We start from the raw sequence: 25,450 nt of genomic DNA on the forward strand, positions 1-25,450 counted from the left end.
TTTTCTTTTGCATATATCGCATTAGCAGCACTATTTTTGGCGGAAGGCATGAGTAGATATATATTTTTTGTGTTAGGATCTTAGGTTCATAAAGGAATAACTTCTGATGTGGAAAATGGATTCGTTTCAAGGATTTTTTGGAACGAATCCTTTTTGTTTACACGTTAAGAAAGCATAAATTGTCAGCGCAGAAGATGATTCGACCCAGTTTCCAATTTTAGGAATTAAGTGTAAGTGCAACTACGCCTCTGACTTCGCCTTTCCAAGGCTCGCCAATCGGCGAGTTTTCTTTAGAAAATTGCAGCTAGCTTAATGGGATGTTGTTGTAATTTATATATCTTTTGTACTATGCAAACTAGTGCAAAAGGAGGTGTTAATTACAACGTTTGATGAACAGGCAAATAAAGAAATATGCATTATACTAGTAATGTAGCTTGCTATTTTAAGGTAAGCGTACAGCCGGTGATTGGCTAGTGGGTATTTTTCCATTTTGCCAGTGCCGGTTTTTTGTTGGATAATAATAGATGATAGATTCTTCGGAATATTCCAAATAAAGGGAGGTGCCGTTTTGAAAAGGATAGACTCTATTACCATAAGGGAAAAAATAGTGAGTTTTTATCTTTATTCTATTTCTTTTCTTGGTATGATTGCTGTTTTCATTTCCATTTTTAAGAGTGAAATGCCTTCTGAAGCCATAATCCTGTTGTTGTTAGCTGTGTTTATGGGAATTATCGAGTATTTTCCTATCCGTATTGGGAGAGGAGGGGTTACACTCAGCCTTACGCTTATTTATCCAATGAATTGGGAGTTTGGAATACATATAACTGTTGTTGCTTGTGTATGTGTGATGGTGTTTACCCATTCCCTTCGCCGTTTACCAATGCAAAGAACGTTATTTAATTGTTCTCAACTTGCTCTAAGTATCATTCTAGCAGAATGGTTGTCCAACCAATGTATTTCTTTTTTTATTATGGAGATGAATCCGTCTGTTTTATATGAAGGATTAATAAGCTTGCTTTTATTTACCGTATTCTTTTGCTTGATCAACACCCTTTTTTATGATCTTCTAATGGTGCTTCTTCCTCAGCCATATCTGCTCGACCAGTGGTATAAGAAAAATATTTTAGTATTTTTGAGTGGAAGTTTTTGTTTTATCTACGCCTCTCTTATCTATATCTTAGAGCATCGATATAGTGGTGAGATGGATAGAATTAATGTTTTGTTCTTCTTTTTCCCGCTTGTAGCCATCTGCATCATCAGCTCATTCTTTCGGCAAATACGGATTGAAAAAGAACGTTTATATAACCTGTTTTCTATTACGACGGAGCTAAGTCAAGGGCTGTCTGCCGGAAACTTACATCAGATGAAACAATCACTTAAAGGCTTCTTGGGGATACAGGCTTATGCTTTATGGACAAAAGATGAAGGAAACTGGGCGCTTCTGCTAAAGGATGGAAAAGTACACTCCAATCGTTCAAGTTCCTCTGATCTCCATCTGAATTTTGAAGAGATATCCCAAACCTTTGTTGTTAGCGATTGGAAAAAAGGTATGGCTCCAGGAGATGAGGTTTTTGAAGATGTCATTCGTTCTCTTGTCTACCTACCTCTTAAGGTAAACCATGAATTGGTAGGGATGTTTGTTGCAGGTAAAAGCAGGGGGGCGAGTTTTATTACCGAAGATATACAGTCCTTATCTACGTTTGCGAATCAATTAGGCAGCTTGCTTAAGACTAGGTCACTCGTCTCCGAACAGGAGAAACGAATCATTCTTGAAGAAAGAAATCGACTAGCACGTGAGATCCATGATGGAATCGCACAAGTATTAGCTGGGGTCATATTTCAGCTGGAATCGGCTCAAAAGCAGCACGTAGATCAATCAGGAACCATGAAGCAAGTGGTAGACACAAGCATAAAAAAATTACGGAAGAGTTTGGGTGAAGTTCGCTATTCTATCTATGCTTTAAAGCCATACCCTACAGAAAGGCTAGGGCTAAAACAAGCAATTGCAAATAAAATTCAATCTATCAAACAAGAATATAATCTATCGATTAAATATCATGAAAGGGGCCGTACTCGAACACTTAGTTTTTCAAAAGAACGGGTCATCTTTGATACTTTACAGGAAAGCTTGCAGAATATTGTAAAGCATGCAAAAGCGGACGAAGTTGACATTCTCCTAAGCTATAAACGTGAACATGTGCTCTTAAAGGTGAAAGACAACGGGGTTGGTTTTTCCCTTTTTGAATCTATGATTAAAACAAAGCATGAGCCTCATTATGGCATTTTGCACATGAATGAACAAGCTGAACAACTGGGTGCTACCCTTCAGATTGATAGTTCAGCAGGAAAAGGCACAGAAATTACATTACTAATTCCAGATTCGGAAACAAGGGAGGGAGTATCATGATTGAAATATTATTAGTAGATGATCATACGGTCTTACGTGATGGAATTCGGAGTATATTGGATCTCGAATCCGACATCCGAGTTGTAGGAGAAGCCGTTTCCGGGGATGAGGTATTGAAGAAAGTAGAAGAGTATCGACCTGATTGTATTTTGATGGACATCAATCTCCCTGGAAAAAATGGCATTGAGGTCACGTCACTCGTGAAAAGCCAGTATCCAAATTGCCGTGTTCTCGTCCTGACGATGTATGAACATGATGAATACTTGATGGAGGCGCTTAGGGCCGGTGCGGATGGCTATTTATTGAAGGATTCATCATCGGAACAAGTAGTAGCAGCCATTCGAATGGTATCACAAGGAGATTCTGTGATTCATCCTCGCATGACCAAAAAACTGATAACCTATCATCACCAGCAAACGAAATCAGAACCGAATGAAAATATGCTGACAGAGCGTGAAAAAGAAATATTGTTTGAATTGGTCAAAGGCCATAGTAACAAAGAAATTGCTGAAGCCTTATTTATCAGTGACAAGACCGTCAAAATTCACATCAATAAAATTTTCAAAAAGCTGAATGTAAAAAGCCGTTCACAAGCGGTCATTTATGCCGTTCGAAATCAACTTGTTCCTTTTTCTTAAAGAACTATCCTGCGCCTTCCTAAGGTGCGGATAGTTCTTTTGTTTTATTCTGGTATAGAACCAATAACAGTAAAAGTTACTTCTTATGATTAATTTTCAGAAAGTTAGAAATATTAGATAATAAAGATAGAATCATAGTTTACTAGTTTCATTATTTTAAAAGGAGAGGTGAGATGTTTATGAAAAAAAGAAAGACGAAAGCATGGAAAGTAATGACCACAGCCGCGATGACATCCTTATTATTTGCATCACTTACTGTTTTTGCAGAAAGTGATGATATGCCAGCTGAGTCGCAAATGGTTGAAGAAGGAGGACAATTATTTTTTAATAAGGATAAGATAGAAACCGATCAGGATGATTCACTATATAAAGAAGTTAAAAAAGAAGGTTTGACAGAAGCATATAAACCGAATGATACTGTCCGCTTAATCGTAGAAGTTGAACAACCAACAGAAATGGAGCAAATAACCAAGAGTAAAAAAGATTTTTATAAACAAAAGCAAGATAAAGTAATCGAACAAATCTCAAAAGAAAAAAATTCGAAATCAAATGATCCTATTAAAGTGAAGCATCGTTTTTTCGAAGGTTTTAACGGATTCAGTGTAGAAACAGAGTTCCAAAATATAAAAGATATCCAGTCTATTCCTGGGGTTGTAAATGTCCATATTGCTAGAACATTCCACGAATCAATGGCTGCAAGTAAAGAATTAGTACAAGCTCAAAAAGTATGGGAACAATATAGTTATAAAGGTGAGGGATTAGTAGTCGCGGTCGTAGATTCAGGGATTGATTATACGCACAAAGATATGAAACTATCAGATGAAGCGGAAGAGAAGCAAAAATGGACTCAGGATAAGATCAATGAAAAATTTGCAGAGACAGAAGTAAATGAAGTTTGGTATTCCGATAAAGTCCCAACGGGCTATGATTGGGCTGACAATGATACTAATGTCATTCCTGCAGGAAATGGAAGTTCGCATGGTACACACGTTGCTGGAACAATTGGAGCAAATGGGGACGAAACGAATGGCGGAGTCGAGGGTATTGCACCAGGTGTTCAACTACTAGCCGAGAAGGTATTCTCCGATAAAGGTGGAGGTGCATATGAGGATGATATTATCGCAGGGATTGAACATGCCGTAACAATGGATGCAGATGTTATCAACATGAGTTTAGGTATTGATGCAGGCTATGTAGATGAAGAATTTGATCCGATTCAAAAAACAATTCGAGTTGCGACTGAACAAGGCACCATTGTTGTAGTGGCAGCTGGTAATTCAGCCTACAGTACGAAAAATAATATCATACCCTCTTCATTAAGACCATATGCAGAAAATCCTGATATTGGAACAGTTGGTGCACCGGGTGTAAGTCCATATGCGTTATCGGTTGCTTCCTATGAAAATACGAAACTTCATTTAAATGCATTGGCAGATGCAAGTGGCTTTTCGGTGCCGTTCAAAGACCAAACGCAATTTCCAGCATCGTATAATTTTAAAGTCTCTAAGGTTCTTTCACCAGATGTACCTTATGACTTGGTATATGTAGGGGAAGGAAAGAATGTAGCAGATTATCCTAAAGGAAAAACTGACTACATTGCAGTAGTTAAACTATTAAACTCATATAGTACTGTTTCATCCATTCAGTGGGAAGCTAAGCGTGCTGGAGCAAAGGCGATTATTATGATACCACCTGCAAATTGGTCAGATTATACTACGCTACCAGTAACGCCAACTGCAGCACCAACGGCGTCAACAAGTAAAGCTGTAGGTGAAGCATTATTAAGTAAAATGAGTAGTCTGCCAAACGGTCAATATTTAAGTATGAAATATACAGGAGATACTTTCGTTGACAACCCAGCGAAAGATAGTATGTCTAGTTTTTCATCGATGGGTACACCACATACACTAGATTTTAAACCAGAAATTTCGGCTCCTGGAGGAAATATTTATTCTACAATACCAGGTAATGATTATGAAGTGATGAGCGGTACATCGATGGCAGCACCTCATGTTGCAGGTGGTTCAGCTTTGTTACTTCAGGCGCTATATCAAAAAGGATTACCTCATTCAGAAGATACTGTTTTAAAAGCAAAACTAGCTTTAATGAATACGGCTAATGTTGAAAAGGATCCAAGAACAAATGGAGAAGTTCCATATTCACCACGTGTACAAGGATCAGGGGTAATGCAAATTCAAAATGCCATTAATACACCAGTCATTGTAACAAGTAGAAATACGCCTTTAGAACAAGCAGGGGCGGTTGCTTTAAAAGAAATAGGTCAAAATACAAGTTTTAAATTGAATATGGAAGCATTTGACGCTCCAAAAGGTAAAAATAATAGTGATGATATTGAATACAAAGTTTATGTCGATGTATTAAAAGATAAGATAGAAATGAAGGAATTTGATTTAGATAGTGATGGGCAATTGGATTTAAAAGAGTATTTAACATTAACAAGTGAACGAATTGATGGAGCTAAGGTTACTGTAAATGATAAAACAGTTACAGAAACAGAAGGAGCGTTAGTTAAAATCAAACCTGGCCAAACAAAAATGCTGACTGTTAATATATCATTACCAGATTCCTTAAATAAAAACAGTTTTGTAGAAGGGTTTGTTCGTCTTGTCCCGGTTGCTAAAGACCAGGATAAAGCAGTTCCTTTAACTATTCCTTATATGGGCTTCTATGGGAAATGGGATGAGCCACGAAATATCGATGCACCTGCATGGGAGAAGGATGCATTTGTAGGATATACAGCCCTTTGGGATGAGAATTCAGAAAGATATCCATTGGGATATAATCCATATACGGGAATGTTTAGTCTTAATCATATTGCATTTTCGAAAAACTATATACTCGATGGTATTTATCCGTCCTTCCAAGCCTTACGTAATTTAGACAAGACCGAAATGTATATTGAAGATCAATCTGGAAATCTCGTAAAAAATCTAGGGGATTTTAGCGAATATACTGGTACTCCATGGAAATTCAGAAAAAATATCATGTCTTATGGGGATACAAAGTATGGCGGATATAAATGGGATATGAAAGACTCATCGGGACAATATGTACCTGATGGTGTTTATCAATATGTTATCAAAACAACATTAGATTATTCAAACGCAAAACCACAGATTGTTAAAATGCCAATTACGGTAGATTCCGTCGCTCCTACTGTTTCTGATATTAAGATAACACCAAAGAACGGAAAATATGAAATTTCCTTCAATGCGGAAGATAATGCAAGTGACTATAATTCTGCTATTGTTTATGTAAATGGTCAATATAATGAAGTGCCGCTTGAAAAAAAATCTCTAACTGTCAATACAGAGCCGAAAGGTATGGTCATTTTAGCTATTGATAATGCAGGAAATATATCTTGGACTACGTGGGGAGATCAAAGCTATAATAAACAAAATATGGCCATTCAAACAATCAGTATTACTCCGACTGCAGGTCTTAACCAAAACAAGCCAGCAAGGATTTCTGCGTGGGCTTATAACAGAGTAGACTGGACGATAAATGTTAAAGATGCAAATGGAAAGATAGTTGATACGTTTGAAGTGAAAAATGAACATTCACTGAAAACACAATGGCTTCCTAACGCGGAGCTTCCAAATGGAGATTACTTTATCTCAGCTGATGTAGTGTCAAAAGACGGCTTTAAAGTGACAACAACACCTAAAAAAGTAACGGTTCTCCAACAATAAACCGATTGCGGCCCAAGTGAGGATAATTCACTTGGGTTTTTTCATGCACGGTGCATGGTGCTATATCTATACGCAAAAGATGAATGATTAAATAAAAAGTCGCGGAGTAGTACTTTTGTTTTATGGAGGTATAGAACTAAAAAATAGTAACAAATACTTCTTATGTTTAATATTCGGAAAAATAAAAATGTGAGATGATAATGACAGATCATCGTTTACTAGTTTTATATAAAAAAATAGTTTTAGAGAAGAAAAACAATTATCAAAAGAGAAGGAGATGCGGTATGAAGAGTAAAAAATTTAGGAAGATCCTTACAGGAACACTAGCAGTTGGTATGTTATTATCTCAAGGCGCTCCATTTAATGTAATGGCGAAAAGCCCGAACGAGCTGAATCCAGTTGATCATGCAGAAGAGATCCTGGCGAGTCTGTCTGCGGAACAAAGAGAGGCTTTAGAGCAATTAGATGCAAGTCCAAACTTTACGATTTCTCCGGATATTGATTCGAATAGCCCGGAATTAGTAAAAGTCATCGTCGAATTCACTCAGGCGCCTGCGAAAATAGAGGTGATGAAACAAGAAGCAAAAGGCAAAAAACTATCAATTGCTGCTGCGAATGAGAAAGTAGAAAAAGCTCATGAAGATTTTAAACAGCATGTGCAATCATTGAAATCACAGAAAAGCATAAGCAACTATAAAGTGGAAGACATAAATATTACAAGAGAGTATAGAAATGCCATCAACGGTGTAGCGATGACGTTACCTGGTGTGGCCGTGCAAGATTTGCTGGAATCAGGTGTAGTTAATCGTATTTTTAAAGATTACGAGGTAAAAGTGGAACCACCGGTAGAAACAGAAGAAGGCATCGATCCGCAAATGGCAGACAGTATACCGCAAATTGGCGTGGACAAACTGCATGCCGAGAATATTACTGGTAAAGGGATTAAGGTCGGCGTTCTTGACACAGGTGTTGATTACAATCATCCTGACTTAAAAGAGGCTTATAAGGGCGGATATGATTTTATTGATGACGATGCTGATCCGATGGAAACCACCTACGAGGATTGGATCAATGCGGGCAAACCTGAATATCCTGGCTTAGTGTACTACACAAACCACGGGACACATGTCGCAGGAACGATTGCAGCCCAAAAGAAAAACGATGTGGATTATGCTGTAAAAGGGGTAGCACCTGAAGTAGATTTATATGCTTATAGAGTATTGGGACCTTGGGGAGGGGGAGATACAGCGGGAATCCTTGCTGGAATCGATCAAGCGATTGAAGATGGCATGGATGTCATCAATATGTCGCTAGGCGCCAGGACTAATGATCCCTTATATGCCACTTCTGTCGCGGTAAATAACGCGATGCTTACAGGCGTGGTGGCCGTTGTTGCCGCGGGCAACAACGGGCCGAACGAAAAAACTCTCGGTTCTCCAGGAACGGCTGCTCTCGGCATTTCAGTAGGAGCAAGCGATGTTTCGATGTCGATTCCGACATTTCATGGAAGCGCTTCCGGCGAAACATTTGAAAACATCCAGCTTCTAGGAAAAGATTTTTCTGATCAATTAGAAGATTTGCAAGGACAATCCTTACCAATTGTTTATGCAGGTCTTGGTAAAGCTGCTGACTTTGCTGGAAAAGATATCAATGGGAAACTTGCGTTGATTCAGCGCGGAGAAATTACGTTTGATGAAAAAATCAAAAATGCTAAAAACGCTGGGGCTAAAGCAGTGATTGTGTACAACGATGTTGACGGGCAAATACCTGCTTACTTAGGTGAAGCCGTCGGTTTAATCCCGTCTTTCCGTCTTTCAAAAGCGGATGGTGAGCGGTTAAAGGGGCTGGGCGAAGGTTCTTTCACATTTGAAACGTTAAGCAACACAAAAACGGAAGGCGATCATTTAGCAGATTTCAGTTCGCGTGGGCCGGTAAATGGAAATTATGATATTAAGCCGGATGTAGTCGCTCCTGGGGTGTCGATTTTCTCTACAGCACCGGAATATATCAATGATCCGCAGGATGGCATTAATTATGGCGATGCCTATGTACGCTTATCGGGCACGTCTATGGCTGCTCCTCATACAGCAGGTACAGCAGCATTGATTCTGCAGGAGCATCCGGAATACACTCCTTTCGATGTAAAATCGGCACTCATGAATACATCGGATGATTTACAAGGAGATTATTCTGTATACGAAGTAGGTGCAGGACGAATCGATGCTTATCAAGCGGTTCATACAGATACCTCCATTAAAGTATTGGACAAAACACAAAATGTAGAGAACGGAAATATTGTCGAAATTGACGAACAAACAGGTTCTATTATGTTCGGCAGACATTTTAAGCAAGATGATAAACCAATTGAAGCGAGCAAAAAAGTAGCTATTCAAAACAACGGTAAGGAAGAAAAATCTTTTAACCTAGAAGTGGAGTATCATGGCGAGCGTAAAGGCATCCAAGATGCAGTGAAGAACGGTGTGAAAGTGGCAGTGCCTTCATCGACTACAGTGGGAAGCGGCCAAGTACAGGAGCTCCAGCCAAAAATCACGATACCAACCAGCGCAGCGACAGGCAGATATGAAGGATATATTCATGTAACGAATGCGAACAATCCCGCTGAAACATATCAAATCCCATTCGCTGTCATGGTGACGGAAAAAGGATTTGAATATGCGAAAACGAGCAGTCCATCCGTGACGAATACGACGCCTTTCTGGCAATATTTATACCCGTTTGTTCATGTCAACATGAAGTTGAATAGCCCGATGAAAACCATTGATGTGCTTGTTAAGGATAGTGCAACAGGGAAAGCTGTAGGTTTTATAGGAACAGCGGACGCTAGCAGATTACTGATAGACGTAGACACGTTTCTTATGAATGCATTTATCGGTACTGTCTATCCATTTACCAATGATCCTTCCAAGCCAATTAGCGATCTTCCTGTAAAGCTTCCAGCAGGGGACTATATACTGGAATTGATTGCGCACGATGAGGAAGGGAATTCATATGTGGTAGGCAATCCGATGATCGTAGATAATACAGCACCGGAAGTGAAAATGGATAAAAAACCAGGTGTAATCGAGGTTAATGACTCCATGTTCACAGTAGAGGATGGACAAAAAGCGGTATGGCTGCATGGAACAGCCAAGGATGCGACAGTGGATCTATTGAAATCAAAAGGCTTAAATTATGATCAATCGTCCAACCAAATGGCTTACTATGCAAACACTGGAATGATAAGTGGGTACTTCCCGATCCAAGCAAATGGAGATGTAAAATTCGGTATTGAGGAAAGTGATATTGCAACGAAACCTCTAAATTTGACTTTGGCTACGTATGATATTGCAACCGCAATGGGTAAACAAAACTATGTTTTCGTAAAAGAAGGTACGGAATATACGACTTCTAGTTTTGATAAGAAAGACGTAAAAGTCGGCGATACAGTTACGATGACAATCAGTCTCAATAATGTGAAGCAGCTTGTATCCGGGGAATTCCAGGTCGACTTCAGAAAAGATTTTCTCAAGTTTGAGAATGTGAAGCTTAACAATGCGGCAGACGAGTACGCGAAGGAGAGAGGTTTGGAAGTATCAATGCAAGAACCTGTGGTGACAGAAGGAACTTACAGTAATACGGTGAAAGTTGGCGCATCTATGAAAGGGAATGCATTTAGTGGTATGGACGGAGATCTGCCTTTCCTTGATGTCACGTTCAAAGTAGTAGATGAATATTACGATATTGTTGTTGGTGCTTACCAGTTTAATGTAAAACAGGCGTCTTATATGAAAGCGGGACAAACAGTAGCTAATGTCATCCCTTATTTCGGTACGGAAAGCTTTAACGTGAATCCAACGCATACGAGAGCGTATGGTAATATCGGACCGGAAGCGTTTTTGAGAAATGACGGTTCTTTGTCGAAAGCGGATTATACAAAAATCGGTGCCCAAGTATATGCGATGTCTCCAAGCGGCAAAAAATATAAAGGAACGATTAATGAACGAGGATTATACGAGATCAAAGGCATCCCAGCTTCTACTGAAGCATACACAGTTGTTATTGATGTTCCAGGACATCTCAAAGCGATGAAAAAATTCATTCCGGGGTATTTTGTAGGAGATGAGCTGCGCGGGCAAAATGTTAGAATAAGTGCGAAAAATCTTGCGGGCGACGTAAATGGTGACAGCATGATTGATATTCTTGATATTCAAAGTATAGCAGAGGCCTATGGTACGAATGATCCATCGATCGTGCCGCAAGATATCAATCAAGATGGCGTGGTGGACGAAACAGATATTCGTTTTGTCGAGAAAAACTTCTTAACGAAGGGACCGGATGCACCTGCTAAAAAGCAGCCAAAAGAATCACTCGGCAATGGAAAGAAAGATTTGGCATACTTCCTGCGTCTTGTCGGTCTAGAGCCGAAGCAATAATAAGGGATTTTGGTCAAAAAGGGAGAAATGCGAAGCATTTCTCCCTTTTTAATAAAGTTTGAATTAGAAAGGTTCATTTAGAATTGAACCAGCCTTCTACCGATTTGCTATCGGCTAGTTTTTACAAAAGGAGTATGCTTTTTAGTACAACTCAGCCCTTTTCAACAGGTACTTGTATTTCAAATGTAGTTTCATTTGGTTTGTCTGTGATTGTAATATCAACATGCATGATTTGCAGTGCATCGCCTGTCATTCGGTATCCCATTTTATTTATATACTCTAATACTTTACTCAAACTTTCGCTTCGATTCCACAATAATTCTCCGTTATAACGGATACACGCAAACAACCCGGCGGGAACCGTCTTTAGGTACTGTTTTGGTATTTTTTCTTTCTTTTTTGCCACGACAAAAATAACTGATGGTTCTTCAAAACGTTTCGCTCTAAGATCCGCTTCCGAGATAATAATGCCCAGTCTGTTACTGGCCAGAATCGGAGTCTTCTCAGCGAGCATATTCTCTAACCTTATTACACCATAACTGAGTTCCAAATTATTATTTATTTTTTCATGTAAGGTGATTAACTTTCTTCTTCCTATTTCACGGAAAAGCACCGTCTGAAGTTCTTTTTCACTTGCTACGTGTTCCAAGTATTCGATTTTCCCCTAAATCAATCCGGATTTGATTTGGTTGAAGTAGCTCCTCCATATGATCCAACCGGAATGACCGGACAAGTAGCTGCCCGTATATTACTGGACCTGCTCAGCTATGTTTTAAAGGAAAAAGAGATAATCAGGAAGAAAGAATACAGCAAGGAAAAGGAAGAAATAATTTCTTAACAAACCAGATTGAAATAATTTCAGAAAAACGATAGTGTCTTAAAACTCCCATTTAAAAAGGGCTAGAATAGATCTTTGGTTTTATGTTGGTTTAGAACCAATAGCTATAAAAGTTACATCCTATGTTTAATTTTCAGAAAAATATAAATATACGATAATAAAAAGAGAATTGCAATTTACTATTTTTATTTGTGATTCGTTAAAATTATCGATTAGGAGGGGATGTAATGAGGAGCAGAAAAAATAAGGAAGATCCTTACAGGAATGCTGTGGGCATGTAAACAGTATGTGCAATCATTGAATCATAGAAAAATGTGGCCAAATACAAAGCAGAAGATTTAAACATCACAAGAGAGTATAAAACGCCATCGACGGTGTAGCGATAAACAGTGAATTCCCAGCATCAAGTCATTATCTCATTAGATGCTCTTATTCTATTAATCGGTTTTTTAGGAGGAAGTATGGTTAAAAATATGAACATGAAAAGGATTATAGCAACCTCTTTATCTACGATTTTGCTTGCATCAACCTTTCATAGTGTAAAAGCAATCGATAAAACAACAAATGAAAAGACACCACTTGAGCATTCTGCCATTGTAAACAGTATTGATGGTGCTGATGAACAAAAAATCACGCTTATCACAGGTGATGTCGTTACCATTAAAAAGCTTGAAGGCGGAAAGAGTGTTATTAACGTAGAGATTGTTGACCAAAATGGTGCAGGTGCTCAAATACTAGATATTGGTGAAGAGACGTATGTTATTCCAAATTCAGCTATGCCATACTTAGCGGCTGATAAGTTGGATATGGATTTGTTTAATGTAACGGAATTGATTAAAAATGGCTATGATGACAATAGCCTTTCTTCTTTACCCATAATCGTTGAGTACACGGAATCAAATGGTAAAGCTGTTCAACCAATAGTTGAGCCAAAAGGCGCTAAAACGGTTCGAGTGTTAGAGAGTATTAACGCTGCTGCCCTCTCTGCTTCCAAAAAGGAAGCGGATACATTCTGGGAAGATATTACACTTGAGGATACAGCAAAAAACAAATCAAACAATGCTTTGTTCGACAAGGGCATTGAAAAGATCTGGCTGGATGGCCGAGTGGAAGCCACATTAGATCAAAGTGTACCTCAGATTGGTGCGCCAACCGCTTGGGAATCAGGTTACACAGGTAAGGGCGTTAAGGTAGCCGTACTTGACACAGGAATCGACCCCAATCATCCTGATCTTGCGGATCAAATAGACGAGGCAAAAAGTTTTGTACCGGAAGAAACAGTTGATGATGCTAATGGTCACGGTACTCATGTCGCTTCAACAGTACTAGGAACAGGGGCTGCCTCTGAGGGCAAGAATAAAGGAGTTGCTCCTGAGGCCCGATTGCTCGTAGGTAAAGTATTAAATAACGAAGGAAGCGGATTGGAGTCTTGGATCATAGACGGTATGGAATGGGCTGCAGACAACGCTCAGATTGTAAGCATGAGTTTGGGAGGCGGGCCAAGTGACGGAACAGACCCGATGGCTCAAGCCGTAAATAGACTAAGTGAAGAAACAGGTGCACTATTTGTTATTGCTGCCGGTAACGCAAGTGCTGAAGGAGCCGTCGGTACACCAGGAACTGCTGATGCTGCTTTAACGATCGGTGCTGTGGATAAGACAGACAAGATTGCTTCCTTCACATCAAAAGGACCTCGTTATGGAGATAAGGGCATGAAACCTGACCTGTCTGCACCAGGTGTTGGGATTGTTGCTGCTCGCTCTGGACTAACATCAGGAAGTGGATCTTACAAGAGTTTGAATGGTACATCCATGGCAACCCCGCATGTAGCAGGAGCAGCTGCGATCCTTCTGCAGAAGAATCCTAATTGGAATGGTACACAGCTAAAAGAAGCGTTGATGAGTACATCCAAGAAATTAAATTATTCGCCTTATCATATTGGATCAGGTCGATTAGATGTACCAGCAGCGGCATTTAGTACAGTGAGAGCAACTGGTTCATTATCGTTTGGGTTCTTCAAATGGCCAAATGATAATGCGGAATCTGTACAAAAAACAGTCACTTACACAAACGACAGCGACTCTGCTGTAACTTTAGATCTACATGCTGACTTCAAGAATGGAAAAGGTAATGCTGCACCAAATGGAATGCTAACGGTTTCTGAGAGTCAAATTACCATTCCGGCTAACGGGGCTAAAGACGTAACCGTTACATTGAATCCACAACATGGAGACTTAGGTACGCGTTATGAAGGACATCTAACAGCAACCGATTCTGAAGGCAATCAAGTGGCTCACACTTCAATGGGCATGGTGAAAGAAGAAGAAAGTTATCCGCTAACGTTTAACGCTACGGACCGTAATGGAAATCCTGCTTTTACGAATGTCTTACTCCTTGACAAAAACATGGTCCCTGAATTTATTGCCGTAAACGGAACAACGGAAGTTCGCTTACCCTCTGACACGTATTCAGCCATGGCTTATATGGAAGTGGATTCTGAAACAGATCATAGTGGTATAGCATTAGTCGGTAATCCTGAAATCAAGCTAGACGGTCCTCAAACCGTGGAACTTGATGCTCGACAAGCAAAAGAAATTTCAGTAGAAGTACCGAAGAATACAGAACCAAGCTATCAGCGCATGCAATACTACCGTTCCTTTGATGGCAAACCATTCACTCATTCTAACACCATGCTTCCATGGATCGATAAAATGTATGCTGTCCCAACAATGGAAGTTAAAACAGGAGACTTCGAATATCTGACTCGCTGGCGTTTAACGAAACCATTGCTTGAGATTAACTTTAAAGGAGATATATTGGATGACGTTCCATTTGCAGGAAGCACAATGTTCGATGGAAATTATAACTTATCAACGGTTTATGCAGGAAAAGGGACTTTAGCAAATTATGAGCGTCTACAAGCAAAAGGAAAAGCGGTTGTTGTAGATCGCAACAGTGAAGTTACGCCTTCTGAGCAGGCCGCTGCTGCACATGAAGCGGGTGCAAAGCTGTTGATCATCGTAAACAATGAAGATAAGGAATTCAGTGCATTTGTAGGAAATCCGGATAAAACGGACATCCCTCTTGCAGTTGTTGGAATCAGTAAAGGTGAAGGAGATAAAGTGATCACAGCAGCACGTTCTGGCAACCTGAAACTGTTTGTTACAGGTGAAACAAATACACCATATGTATATGATTTGATGGATGTTCATCAAGACCAAATTCCAAAGAATTTAAAATATGCACCATCTAACAATGAACTAGTTAAGATCGACACGCGTTACAAATCAGACCGTGAAGCACCTGGAGGAGAGTTCCGTTATGATATGCGTCCGTATTCAAATGCTGTAGGGCAGTTACAAAAATTACAGTTGCCTTCTGTTCGAACAGAGTGGGTCTCAGCAGTAAAAGATACTAGATGGTATCACGTAGCAACGGTATTAGACAGTCCATGGGAGGTTCGCCAGCCTGCAGTTACGTATGAAAAAGGACAAAGACTTCAGGAAGAATGGTTCTCTCCAGTAGTGCGTCCGCGTTTGGGTCAAGGCTATTTCCCACCTACCCGCCAAAGGAACTATTTACACTTTAATATTCCTGCTTGGGCCGATTCAGGGAATGGCTCTACAGGTAGTCATGGATATAACGAATCCTTAAAAAATCAAACACTTAAATTGTACCAAGGAGATACCCTTCTTAGTGAAAGAAAAGGACAAGCTATGGACTTAAATACTCCATTCCCAGAAGAAAAAACACAATACAGGTTAGTAAGTGATGCAAAGCGTGATCCGAATCGCTGGAAAACATCAATAAGTACGCATACAGAATGGACATTCTGGTCTCAAAAAAGAGAAGAATTCGAAACTTTACTCCCATTCTATTCAATAGATTATAAGGTTGAGACCGATATGAACGGTAACGCACTTGCGGCACCATCGACTGCACTCGAGCTATCTGTTGCAAAACTTGATTGGGAGGGCTTTAGTAAATTAGAGTATGGTAAATTAGAGGATGCTACATTAGAGGTTTCCTTTAATGAAGGAGAGTCGTGGGATAAAGTAAACCTTGAGCGTACTGCGTATGATCGTTGGACAGCTAAAATTAATAATCCTAAAACAAACAAATATGTTTCCCTACGTGCAACCGCTTGGGATGACCAAGGAAACAAAATTTCTCAGGAAGTAATTAAGGCATACGGTTTGAGATAACATCGATAGATTAATAACATACCCCTCAGCTAGTGAGGGGTATGTTATTATATTTACAAGCGTGTTAAAAAGTCATAATATACTGCGAATTCAGTTGAAGTCTCATAATGAATTTGACCACTTTTAATAAAAATGTAAAATTTTCAATCCCTATTTTTTAGTAATGTACTCTCATTTAGATTTTCTAACTGATAGATATAAGCTACGTCCCCTCCATTTTGTTTTATTTCCCAATTTGATACATATAAAGCAGTTAGCTTTAGGACTATCGCTATACTTTATTCACAAGTTCGGGAGCTCCAAAAAACAGTGGGGTGCAAATTTAAGTTTCATTATTTAAGTGGAAAGGGTGTCAGGAAACTTGGAAAATAAAGGAGTTAAATTGTCTGTTCATGCTTGGGAAAATTCAGAAAGTGTGAAGTTTATCATTACGTTACTAAATAATACTGATACTGAAAAGATTTTTATCTTTAGAACCGGTCAACAATACGATATTCACGTGCTTAATCCAGAGGGAAAAGAAGTGTATCGATACTCTAAAGACAGATTTTTTCCACAAGCAATTGAATATGTGAATTTTGATCCTGGTGAAACCCGTAAATGGGAAGAAACTTGGGACTATAAATGTGATGGAAAACGTGTAGAGCCTGGTGAGTATATCGTGTTGGTAACCTTAGTTGGTAATGAGGAAGGTGTAAAAACACCTATAGCAAAGGGGAGGTTTACCCTCTCTTAAAGAAATATAATATAGCATTTAGAAATTAATACTCTATTTGGAATGGCTTCATAAGGAGGCTGACTCAAAAGAGTCATCGTTTAAACGACCTTTTGAGTCATCCTCTTTTTAATTTTCCTTTCTATCAAACAGAGAAAAGAGGGGAAGTGCAGCAAAAGTACATAACTAAAGAGCAGGAATAGAATCCGCCCCTCCCCCACAATACGAAAACGATTACTCAATATGGTGTCTGGCATCCACATAATACACTATACCTAGAATCTCATTCACTTATTGATACTAGATATTGTTTGTGGTGCCTGACACCTTTACTTGGCACCCCATCTACCTTGCACTTGGAGGTCGAAACTATGAAACTAAAAAATCACAATTTGTATTTATAAGTGTGCTGACTCTCCTTTACTTACTGACAGTTATTTTATCGAGGTATGATAGGTTTGCTTGGTTTACTTCAGAGAGCACAGCTTCGGCTGAAATAACAAATGCAACGACTTCTGATTTGTTATGGATCAAAAGGGGAGATTCAATACGAGGAAAATTGTCAAATACGCAGCACGGTTATGATCAAGAACATATCAACTATAGATCTTCCTTTTAGTCTCGAACTGATAGGGAAAAATGGCAGTACGCATGTAATAAGTAAAACGTTGCATCCTAATGAAACCTTTACAAGTAACCCAAAAGTCACGCATAATCTACTGAACGATTGTACTATAAAACAAGTAGAATATGATCTAACAGTCTAAACTCCTGCATCGATGAGACTATCATATGCACACCTATTTATTAGAAGTTTTGTGAAAATTCGACTTGCTTCTTGTTAATCAGCTAGTTTTTATTTAATGATTTTAAATAAACCTACTTCCTAAACTTATTGAACGAGTCACATCTTTTCAACAGGTACTTGTATTTCAAATGTAGTTTCATTTGGTTTGTCTGTGATTGTAATATCAACATGCATGATTTGCAGTGCATCGCCTGTCATTCGGTATCCCATTTTATTTATATACTCTAATACTTTACTCAAACTTTCGCTTCGATTCCACAATAATTCTCCGTTATAACGGATACACGCAAACAACCCGGCGGGAACCGTCTTTAGGTACTGTTTTGGTATTTTTTCTTTCTTTTTTGCCACGACAAAAATAACTGATGGTTCTTCAAAACGTTTCGCTCTAAGATCCGCTTCCGAGATAATAATGCCCAGTCTGTTACTGGCCAGAATCGGAGTTTTCTCATCGAGCATATTCTCCAACCTTATTACACCATAACCGAGTTCCAAATTATTATTTATTTTTTCATGTAAGGTGATTAACTTTCTTCTTCCTATTTCACGGAAAAGCACCGTCTGAAGTTCTTTTTCACTTGCTACGTGCTCCAAGTATTCGATTTTTCCCCGAATATTTTCCTCCAAAGCAATGAACTCATTTAGTTTTGACACAAGTTCTGAGTGCTTGGTTTTTAAAATATCTAAGGACTTACTAAAATTCCGTTCATTGAAATAATCTTTTATTTCGTCCGTACTCATCCCGAGTTGTCGTAACTCTTTAATGGTTCCTAAAATCTCATACTGAAAAATAGAATAGTAGCGATAACCGGAATGAGGATCAACATATTGTGGTTTGAATAAACCAATCCGATCATAGTGGCGTAAAGTTTCAGTCGTTATCCCTCGTAATTTTGCCATCTCACCAATGGTTAATTTTTCCTTCACCCTCAGTTGAATCACCTCCTTAAAAAATAGTATATAGCTATTGACCTTTGTGTAACAACAAAGTTTACAATGAGAGCACACAATTTTCTAAATCATCTAAGAATTTAATTTATTGACAGAGAGGGAGTTGATCTATGAATCAGAAAGCGCTTGCAAGAACACTTACTTTGTCACAGGTTGTCTTTTTAGGGATTGCATGGAATAACCCTATGGTGTTTTTTAATACCTATGGAATCGCTGCCGTAACCTCACAAGGTCTCATAACGGCTGCGTACATTATTGCTTTTCTCGCAATACTTTTTACAGCACTCAGCTATGGCAAGATGGCAAAAGCGTACCCGACCACAGGTTCAGCCTATACCTTTACACAAAAATCTATTAATCCTGAGGTTGGGTTCCTTGTCGGTTGGACAATAATGCTTGATTATATGTTAACACCGATGGTCACGTGCTTGATGTCTACTGTCTTTTTAAGTGCGGTATTTCCAGGAATCCCGCATTATGTGTGGATAATTGTGTTGACTGCTAGCATAGTGGCACCGAGTTTACTAGGTGTAGAAATATCAGCATTAGCTAGTAAAATTTTTGTTATTGCTCAAGTCATTTTTGTTTGCCTTTTCTGGATTTTAACCATCAAAAGTTTATCAGAAGGGGTAGGGACGGGTAGTCTTTTCTCCATTAAGCCATTGTATGACGCGGATGTTTCCTTGTCCGCCATCTTGGCAGGTGCTACCATTCTTTGTTTTAGTTTTCTTGGTTTTGACTCACTTACCACCTTGTCAGAGGAAACAATAAATCCGGAGAAAACGATCCCAAGAGCGATCATCATCATGCTATTGATAATCGGAGTCTTGTATATCGGCTCTTCCTATCTAGCACAATTGGTATATCCAGGTTTTTCATTTAAACATGTTGATTCTGCATCCCTTGAAATAGCTGTACTTGTCGGAGGAAATTTATTTAAATCCATTTTTATTACAGCGGTGATTATTGGTAATTTCTCGTCGGGAATCGCTTCAATAACAAGCGCTTCGCGTGTGTTATATGCGATGGGAAGAGATTCCGTTTTACCGAAAAATATATTCGGATATATTCATCCTAAATTTAAAACGCCGTCACATGGCATCATTGTGATTGGAGTAGTTTCTTTACTCGCTATTCAGTTAACTCTGGAACAAGTTATTAAGTTTATCAATTTTGGAGCGTTAATTGCCTTTACATCTGTAAATCTGTCTGTTATCGCCCATTATTATATAAGAAATCATAAGCGTTCTTTTATGGATTGCATGAGGTACCTATTATTACCACTCATTGGCGCAGCGTTTACGCTGTGGTTATGGTTGCATTTAGAAATGGAGGCGTTGATTCTCGGGGGCATCTGGATGGCATGCGGCTTGGCCTATCTTGTCTATATGACGAAAGGGTTCCGTAAACCACTTCCTGAGTTTCATTTTGATAAAGAAATGATTCCACAAAATGTCCAGGACATTGATCGAGAGGCTATCCCTCAACAGGCAAGGTAAAAATAACATATTGGAGGTTTGTCAAAATGTTTAATTTGAAAATGTTTATTAATGGAAAATGGATGGATTCCTTAAGTGGAGAAAAGAGTCATGTTGTGAATCCCGCAAACAGTAAAATCATGGTTGAGGTTTCGAAGGGAAGTAGAGAAGAAGCCCAAATGGCGATTAATGCAGCACGAACAGCTTTTGACTCCGGAATTTGGTCAGACTTACCGGCAGCTGAACGTGCATCCTATTTATTTAAAATAGCAGATAAGATTGAAGAAAAGGCAGCCGAGCTTAGTAAACTCGAAACAGAGAATACGGGAAAACCCCTTAAAGAATCAGAGTTTGATATTGCTGATACCGTTGATTGTTTTCGCTACTATGCCGGGTTAGTAACAAAGCCAAATGGTCAAGCTTATCCTGTTGCCGATCCCGTGCAGGCCATTGTTGTTCGCGAACCTGTCGGTGTATGCGGACTTATCGCTCCATGGAATTTTCCATTGTTGACGGGAGCTTGGAAAATAGCCCCTGCGCTTGCTGCAGGAAATACGCTTGTATTTAAACCAGCTGAAATCACTCCGGTCACCACTTACAAATTATTTGAGATCATGGAAGAAGTAGGGATACCAGCTGGTGTTGCAAATCTAGTTTTGGGAGGTGGTTCAACAGTAGGAAATGAAATATCGGAAAGCCAAAAGGTGGATCTGATTTCTTTTACAGGCAGTACAGCAACGGGGAGAAGCATCATGAATTCAGCAACAGGAAATATAAAAAACATTTCACTCGAACTAGGCGGAAAGTCACCTAACATCGTTTTTGCTGACGCCGACTTTGAAACTGCAGTGGATTATGCATTGAATGGGATTTTTACCAATGCTGGCCAAGTTTGTAATGCGGGATCCCGTTTACTGTTAGAAGAGAGTATTCATGATAAGTTCATTGCTAGATTAGTAGAAAGAGCGAAAAAGATTCAGGTTGGACCTGGGAATGATTCGTCTACAGAGATGGGTCCGCTTGTAAGTGAGGGGCATATGAATCAGGTGCTAGAATACATTCAAATTGGCTTGAACGAAGGAGCGAAATTAGCATGCGGCGGTAACCGTATCACAGATAGCGGGCTTGAAAATGGTTACTATGTAGAGCCAACGATTTTTATTGACACGAAACCTGATATGAGAATTGTTCAGGAAGAAATTTTTGGACCAGTTCTTGTCGTTCAAAAGTTTAAAGATGAGGCGGAAGCAATCCAGCTGGCAAATGATACTCCATACGGCCTGGCAGCAGGTGTTTTTTCACAAGATGGTGCCAAGGCTTTGAGGGTTATTAAAAAAGTAAGAGCTGGAATTACGTGGGTTAATGCGTATAACCTTGCCTATAATGAAGCACCGTGGGGAGGTTACAAGCAGAGCGGGATTGGCCGCGGGTTAGGAACCTTTGGTTTGGATACGTTTACTGAGGTAAAACAAATCAATATTAATTTAGATGTTAAGCCAACGGAATGGTTTAGCAATTAAATAGAGTAGAAGAACTGTTGTTAAATTCGCAATATTATTAAAAAACAAGGAGGAAATTCATTATGTTATGGGATTTTCATTTTAATCTGCCTACTTCTATAGAGTTTGGGAATGGAAAAGTAAAGAATATTGGGAAAAGGGCTAAAGAATTAGGTGGAAATAAAGCTCTTATTTTTACCGATAAAGGACTTGCACAAACAGGAATTTTGAACAAAATCACACAGTCATTAGATCAAGAAGGTGTCAATTATATTATTTATGATGAAGTATCACCTAATCCAAAAGATGTAGATTGCGAGAGTGCTTATCAAAAGTTTAAAGACGAGAACATCGATCTTCTAATTGGTCTCGGCGGCGGAAGTTCAATGGATACAGCTAAAGCAATTGGGACACTTTTAACACATGGAGGAGAGCTAAGAGAACGTTACGGCGTAAATTTACTAGAACGGGAAATCCCACCACTAATTTGTATTCCGACAACATCAGGTACCGGCAGTGAGGTTACAAGAGGTTCTGTCATTACCGATACCGTGACGAAACAGAAGGAGGCGATACTAGATTTGAAAATCGCTCCTAAACTGGCACTTGTCGATCCTGAATTAACGTTAACGCTGCCGAAATCGATTACTGCTGCTACAGGAATGGATGCACTCACACATGCAATCGAAGCATATACTTGCAAAGTTGCTCAACCACTTTCAGATGCTTTGGGACTATATGCCATTGAATTAATAGCTAAGTACCTTCCATTAGCAGTAGAAAATGGTCATGATTTAGAGGCTAGGAAAAATATGCTTTTGGGCAGTTTAGTTGCAGGTGTAGCCTTTGATAATACGGATCTTGGGGCTGTACATGCGATGGCTGAACCACTTGGAGGACTCTATGATACTCCGCATGGGGTGGCGAATTCTATTTTTCTTCCACATGTATTTGAATATAATATTCCTTCAAACCCAGTAAAGCATGCCATGGTAGCAATCAAGCTTGGGGCAAATCCTGAGGGAAAAACAATTGAAGAAACGGCGTACGAAGGTGTTGTGCTGTTAAAAAAGCTTGCAAATAAAATCGGCATTCCTAGCTTCCGGGATTTAGGCAATGTGAATCCCGAAGACTTCCCGTTCCTAGCAGAAGGAGCCTTTAGACATTTGTGTACACAGGCGAATTCAAGAGATTTGACAAAAGAGGACTATCAGAACTTATTTCAAAAGACTTATGAGATGAAAACCACAACTTTAATTGAAAATTAAATAGTGTAAAAAAGTATAGGAGAAAAATTCAAAATCCCCGGTTATAAAATGGTCTGCTGGCAGGGAATTTGAAAAAGCGGGGATAGAAGGAGGCAGCATGTATGTCAAATCGTGATGAAAAGCAGTTTTTAAATTTACCTTTTACAGGCATTTGTACGTTTGGAAAATACCCGATGTGTCCGGACCTGGATCAGCTTGACGCAGATGTAGCCGTCATCGGGGTGCCTAATGACATGGGGACACAATGGAAATCGGGTGCAAGAATGGGCCCTAGAGGAATTCGCGAAGGTTCTACGTTATATAGTTTCGGGCTGGAAGGTGCTTATGATATTGAAAACGATATGATGTACCTTGGACCTGACTGGAAAGTCGTCGACTGTGGTGATGTAGACATGGTACATGGGGATATTATGCAATGTCATGAGAACACAGAAGAAGCGATTCGAAAAATTATTTCCAAAGGTGCCATGCCAGTCGTATTGGGTGGTGATCATTCGATCACAGCAGCAGTTGGAAAAGGAATGGAAGACCTAGGTCCGTTTCATGTGATTCAAATTGATGCCCATTTAGATTGGGCGGATCATCGCTCGGGAATGCGGTATGGCCACGGAAATTGTATTCGCCGCTTATCTGAGTTGGACCATGTTAAGAGAATATTTCAGTTTGGTATTCGAGGGATCAGCAGTAGCAAAAAAGAAGACGTCGACGCAGCAAGAGAATATGGCAGTGTGATCTTGTCACCTCGTCAGATGAGAAAGATGGGACTTAAAGAAGTGCTCGACCAAATTCCCGCAGGAGAAAAATATTATGTAACGATTGACATTGATGGAATCGATCCATCAATCGCTCCTGGAACAGGTACACCGTCACCGGGCGGCCTGCTTTACGATGAGGTCAATGAATTGCTCGAAGGAATTGCGAAAAGAGGAGAAGTTATCGGTTTTGATTTGGTCGAAGTAGCTCCTCAATATGATCCAACAGGCATGACCGGACAAGTAGCAGCACGTATATTACTGGACTTGCTCAGCTATGTCTTAAAGGAAAAAGAGAAAAAAAGGAATAAAGATTTCGGCAAAGAAAAGGAAGAAATTCTTTCCTAGAAGGCATACAAACCCAGAATGAGACAATCGTGTCTTAAGACTTCCGATATTCAAAGGATTATTTTGGCGAAAAGATTTAAATAGATTGATAGAAATGGTCAGGCCTTAACTATTTGTTAAGCTTGGCTGTTTTTTTTCTGACAATCTTCTTTAGCCTGAGAGTTGACCTTTTCGTTTGTGATTCTTCTAATACACAAAGTGAAAGTGATGTAGGCATTTACTCAAATAATAAGGGCTAGAATAGTTTTTATGTTGGTAGAACCAAAGCAGCAAAGGTTACTTCTTATGGTTAATAAAAGATGCAATGGGCAAGAAAGGGGCTGGAATACTTCATGCGCTTGGTTGTCTTGATTCGAAACAATTTTACCCTTTCCTTTGTTGTAATATATTTCAATTGCTCTAAGAATTTCTAAATCCATTGATCTTATAAATGCTTCTTCCAGTAATAATTCGTATGTACAATTTCGATATACATTATTTGTAGCTGCTTGAATGTTATGATTTAGTGGTAAGAGAACGATTTTAAACAGCAATAGTGAAATTAGAATCATTCTTAGCATAGATAATAAATCAGTCATTTTTTTAAAATATATTTGTTATATTTGCATTAGAAAAGAATCTGTTTCGATCAATCATTTTTGAAGCAACTTAAAAAATGTTATTTAAAAGGAGGGTTTATTTGAAAACGGTATACGATTTTAATGTAAAAATGGCGGACGGTAATGAAAAATCATTGAGGGATTATGAGGGAAAAACTCTGCTCATAGTGAATACAGCCAGCAAGTGCGGGTTTACTCCCCAGTTTGAAGGACTACAGAAACTTTACGAAAAATATATGGATCGCGGTCTTGAAATCTTAGGTTTTCCTTGCGATCAATTTAAAAATCAGGAATTCGATAATATTGAGGAAACTCTACAGTTTTGCCAAAGCAATTACGGGGTTACATTTCCGATTTTTGCTAAAATTGATGTAAATGGAGGAAACGCACATCCTTTGTATACCTATTTAAAAGAACAAAAGAGCGGTATTTTGTATAAAAATATTAAATGGAATTTTACAAAATTTCTAGTGGACCGAAACGGACTCGTGGTTGAACGATATTCACCCACAACTGAACCTAGAAAAATTGAAGATGATGTAGTAAAAATTTTGCAAACTAAATTCTAAATTTGATTGTTCAAAATTATTAATTAAAAAAGTAGTTGACTTTCTATAAATACTCAAATATAGTAATAACTAATTCTTGCAACAATCGAATAGCAATACATCACTTTCTTATCCAGAGAGATCGAGGGATCAGGCCCTATGACGTCTCGGCAGCAGGTTCATGACAAATGAACACTGTGCCAATTCCTGCAAATGCCTTAGGCATTTGGAAGATGAGAACGGAGATGGT

The 25,450-nt window shown here is 39.1% G+C and carries 14 protein-coding genes and 1 riboswitch; of the genes, 12 read left to right on the top strand and 2 right to left on the bottom strand.

Features of this window, described 5'->3' with window-relative positions; all coding sequences use genetic code 11:
- Positions 1-568: 568 nt before the first annotated feature.
- The 4 genes from KHA94_RS09455 (at position 569) to KHA94_RS09470 (ending at position 11,191) form a co-directional block, all read left to right on the top strand.
- Entirely contained in the window at positions 569-2,407 is a 1,839-nt protein-coding gene (locus KHA94_RS09455) for a GAF domain-containing sensor histidine kinase (protein WP_213101869.1), read from the top strand.
- The gene (locus KHA94_RS09460) at positions 2,404-3,045 is read left to right on the top strand and encodes a response regulator (RefSeq protein WP_213101870.1); all 642 of its coding nucleotides are present in this window, start codon (positions 2,404-2,406) and stop codon (positions 3,043-3,045) included. Before KHA94_RS09455 ends, KHA94_RS09460 begins: the two co-directional genes overlap by 4 nt.
- A gap of 179 nt (positions 3,046-3,224) precedes the next feature.
- A complete protein-coding gene (locus KHA94_RS09465; protein ID WP_213101871.1) occupies positions 3,225-6,758 on the top strand; it encodes a S8 family serine peptidase in 3,534 nt (1,177 codons plus the stop codon).
- Between the two features lie 284 nt (positions 6,759-7,042).
- The gene (locus KHA94_RS09470; RefSeq protein WP_213101872.1) at positions 7,043-11,191 is read left to right on the top strand and encodes a S8 family serine peptidase; all 4,149 of its coding nucleotides are present in this window, start codon (positions 7,043-7,045) and stop codon (positions 11,189-11,191) included.
- A gap of 151 nt (positions 11,192-11,342) precedes the next feature.
- On the opposite strand, the gene KHA94_RS09475 is transcribed toward KHA94_RS09470, so the two are convergent.
- On the bottom strand, positions 11,343-11,840 hold the full coding sequence (locus KHA94_RS09475) for a hypothetical protein (protein ID WP_213101873.1): 498 nt from the start codon (positions 11,838-11,840) through the stop codon (positions 11,343-11,345).
- On the opposite strand from KHA94_RS09475, the gene KHA94_RS09480 reads away from it, so the two are divergent.
- The 3 genes from KHA94_RS09480 to KHA94_RS09490 all read left to right on the top strand — a co-directional run bounded on the left by KHA94_RS09480 (position 11,832) and on the right by KHA94_RS09490 (position 16,970).
- Positions 11,832-12,029 carry an arginase family protein gene (locus KHA94_RS09480; protein WP_338030736.1) on the top strand — a complete coding sequence of 66 codons (198 nt, stop codon included), beginning with the start codon at positions 11,832-11,834 and terminating at the stop codon, positions 12,027-12,029. The genes KHA94_RS09475 and KHA94_RS09480 overlap by 9 nt on opposite strands.
- A gap of 461 nt (positions 12,030-12,490) precedes the next feature.
- Positions 12,491-16,234 (top strand): S8 family peptidase, encoded by a 3,744-nt coding sequence (locus KHA94_RS09485; RefSeq protein WP_213101874.1) that lies wholly within the window; start codon positions 12,491-12,493, stop codon positions 16,232-16,234.
- A 361-nt stretch (positions 16,235-16,595) separates the two neighbouring features.
- Positions 16,596-16,970 carry a BsuPI-related putative proteinase inhibitor gene (locus tag KHA94_RS09490; RefSeq protein ID WP_213101875.1) on the top strand — a complete coding sequence of 125 codons (375 nt, stop codon included), beginning with the start codon at positions 16,596-16,598 and terminating at the stop codon, positions 16,968-16,970.
- An 883-nt stretch (positions 16,971-17,853) separates the two neighbouring features.
- On the opposite strand, the gene KHA94_RS09495 is transcribed toward KHA94_RS09490, so the two are convergent.
- Positions 17,854-18,684 carry a MerR family transcriptional regulator gene (locus KHA94_RS09495; RefSeq protein WP_213101876.1) on the bottom strand — a complete coding sequence of 277 codons (831 nt, stop codon included), beginning with the start codon at positions 18,682-18,684 and terminating at the stop codon, positions 17,854-17,856.
- 134 nt (positions 18,685-18,818) lie between these two features.
- Between KHA94_RS09495 and KHA94_RS09500 the strand changes: the two genes are divergently transcribed.
- The 5 genes from KHA94_RS09500 to KHA94_RS09520 all read left to right on the top strand — a co-directional run bounded on the left by KHA94_RS09500 (position 18,819) and on the right by KHA94_RS09520 (position 25,221).
- On the top strand, positions 18,819-20,207 hold the full coding sequence (locus KHA94_RS09500) for an APC family permease (protein WP_213101877.1): 1,389 nt from the start codon (positions 18,819-18,821) through the stop codon (positions 20,205-20,207).
- Between the two features lie 26 nt (positions 20,208-20,233).
- A complete protein-coding gene (locus tag KHA94_RS09505) occupies positions 20,234-21,706 on the top strand; it encodes an aldehyde dehydrogenase family protein (RefSeq protein WP_213101878.1) in 1,473 nt (490 codons plus the stop codon).
- Positions 21,707-21,768: 62 nt separating this feature from the next.
- Positions 21,769-22,953, top strand: a complete 1,185-nt coding sequence (locus KHA94_RS09510) for an iron-containing alcohol dehydrogenase (protein ID WP_213101879.1) — start codon at positions 21,769-21,771, stop codon at positions 22,951-22,953.
- 101 nt (positions 22,954-23,054) lie between these two features.
- On the top strand, positions 23,055-24,053 hold the full coding sequence (speB, locus tag KHA94_RS09515; protein WP_213101880.1) for an agmatinase: 999 nt from the start codon (positions 23,055-23,057) through the stop codon (positions 24,051-24,053).
- A gap of 679 nt (positions 24,054-24,732) precedes the next feature.
- Positions 24,733-25,221 carry a glutathione peroxidase gene (locus KHA94_RS09520; protein WP_275950875.1) on the top strand — a complete coding sequence of 163 codons (489 nt, stop codon included), beginning with the start codon at positions 24,733-24,735 and terminating at the stop codon, positions 25,219-25,221.
- 105 nt (positions 25,222-25,326) lie between these two features.
- Positions 25,327-25,440, top strand: a riboswitch (SAM riboswitch).
- The last annotated feature ends 10 nt before the right edge of the window (positions 25,441-25,450 follow it).

Origin of the sequence: Cytobacillus citreus, assembly GCF_018343665.1 — a bacterium.
Taxonomy (GTDB): domain Bacteria; phylum Bacillota; class Bacilli; order Bacillales; family Cytobacillaceae; genus Cytobacillus; species Cytobacillus citreus.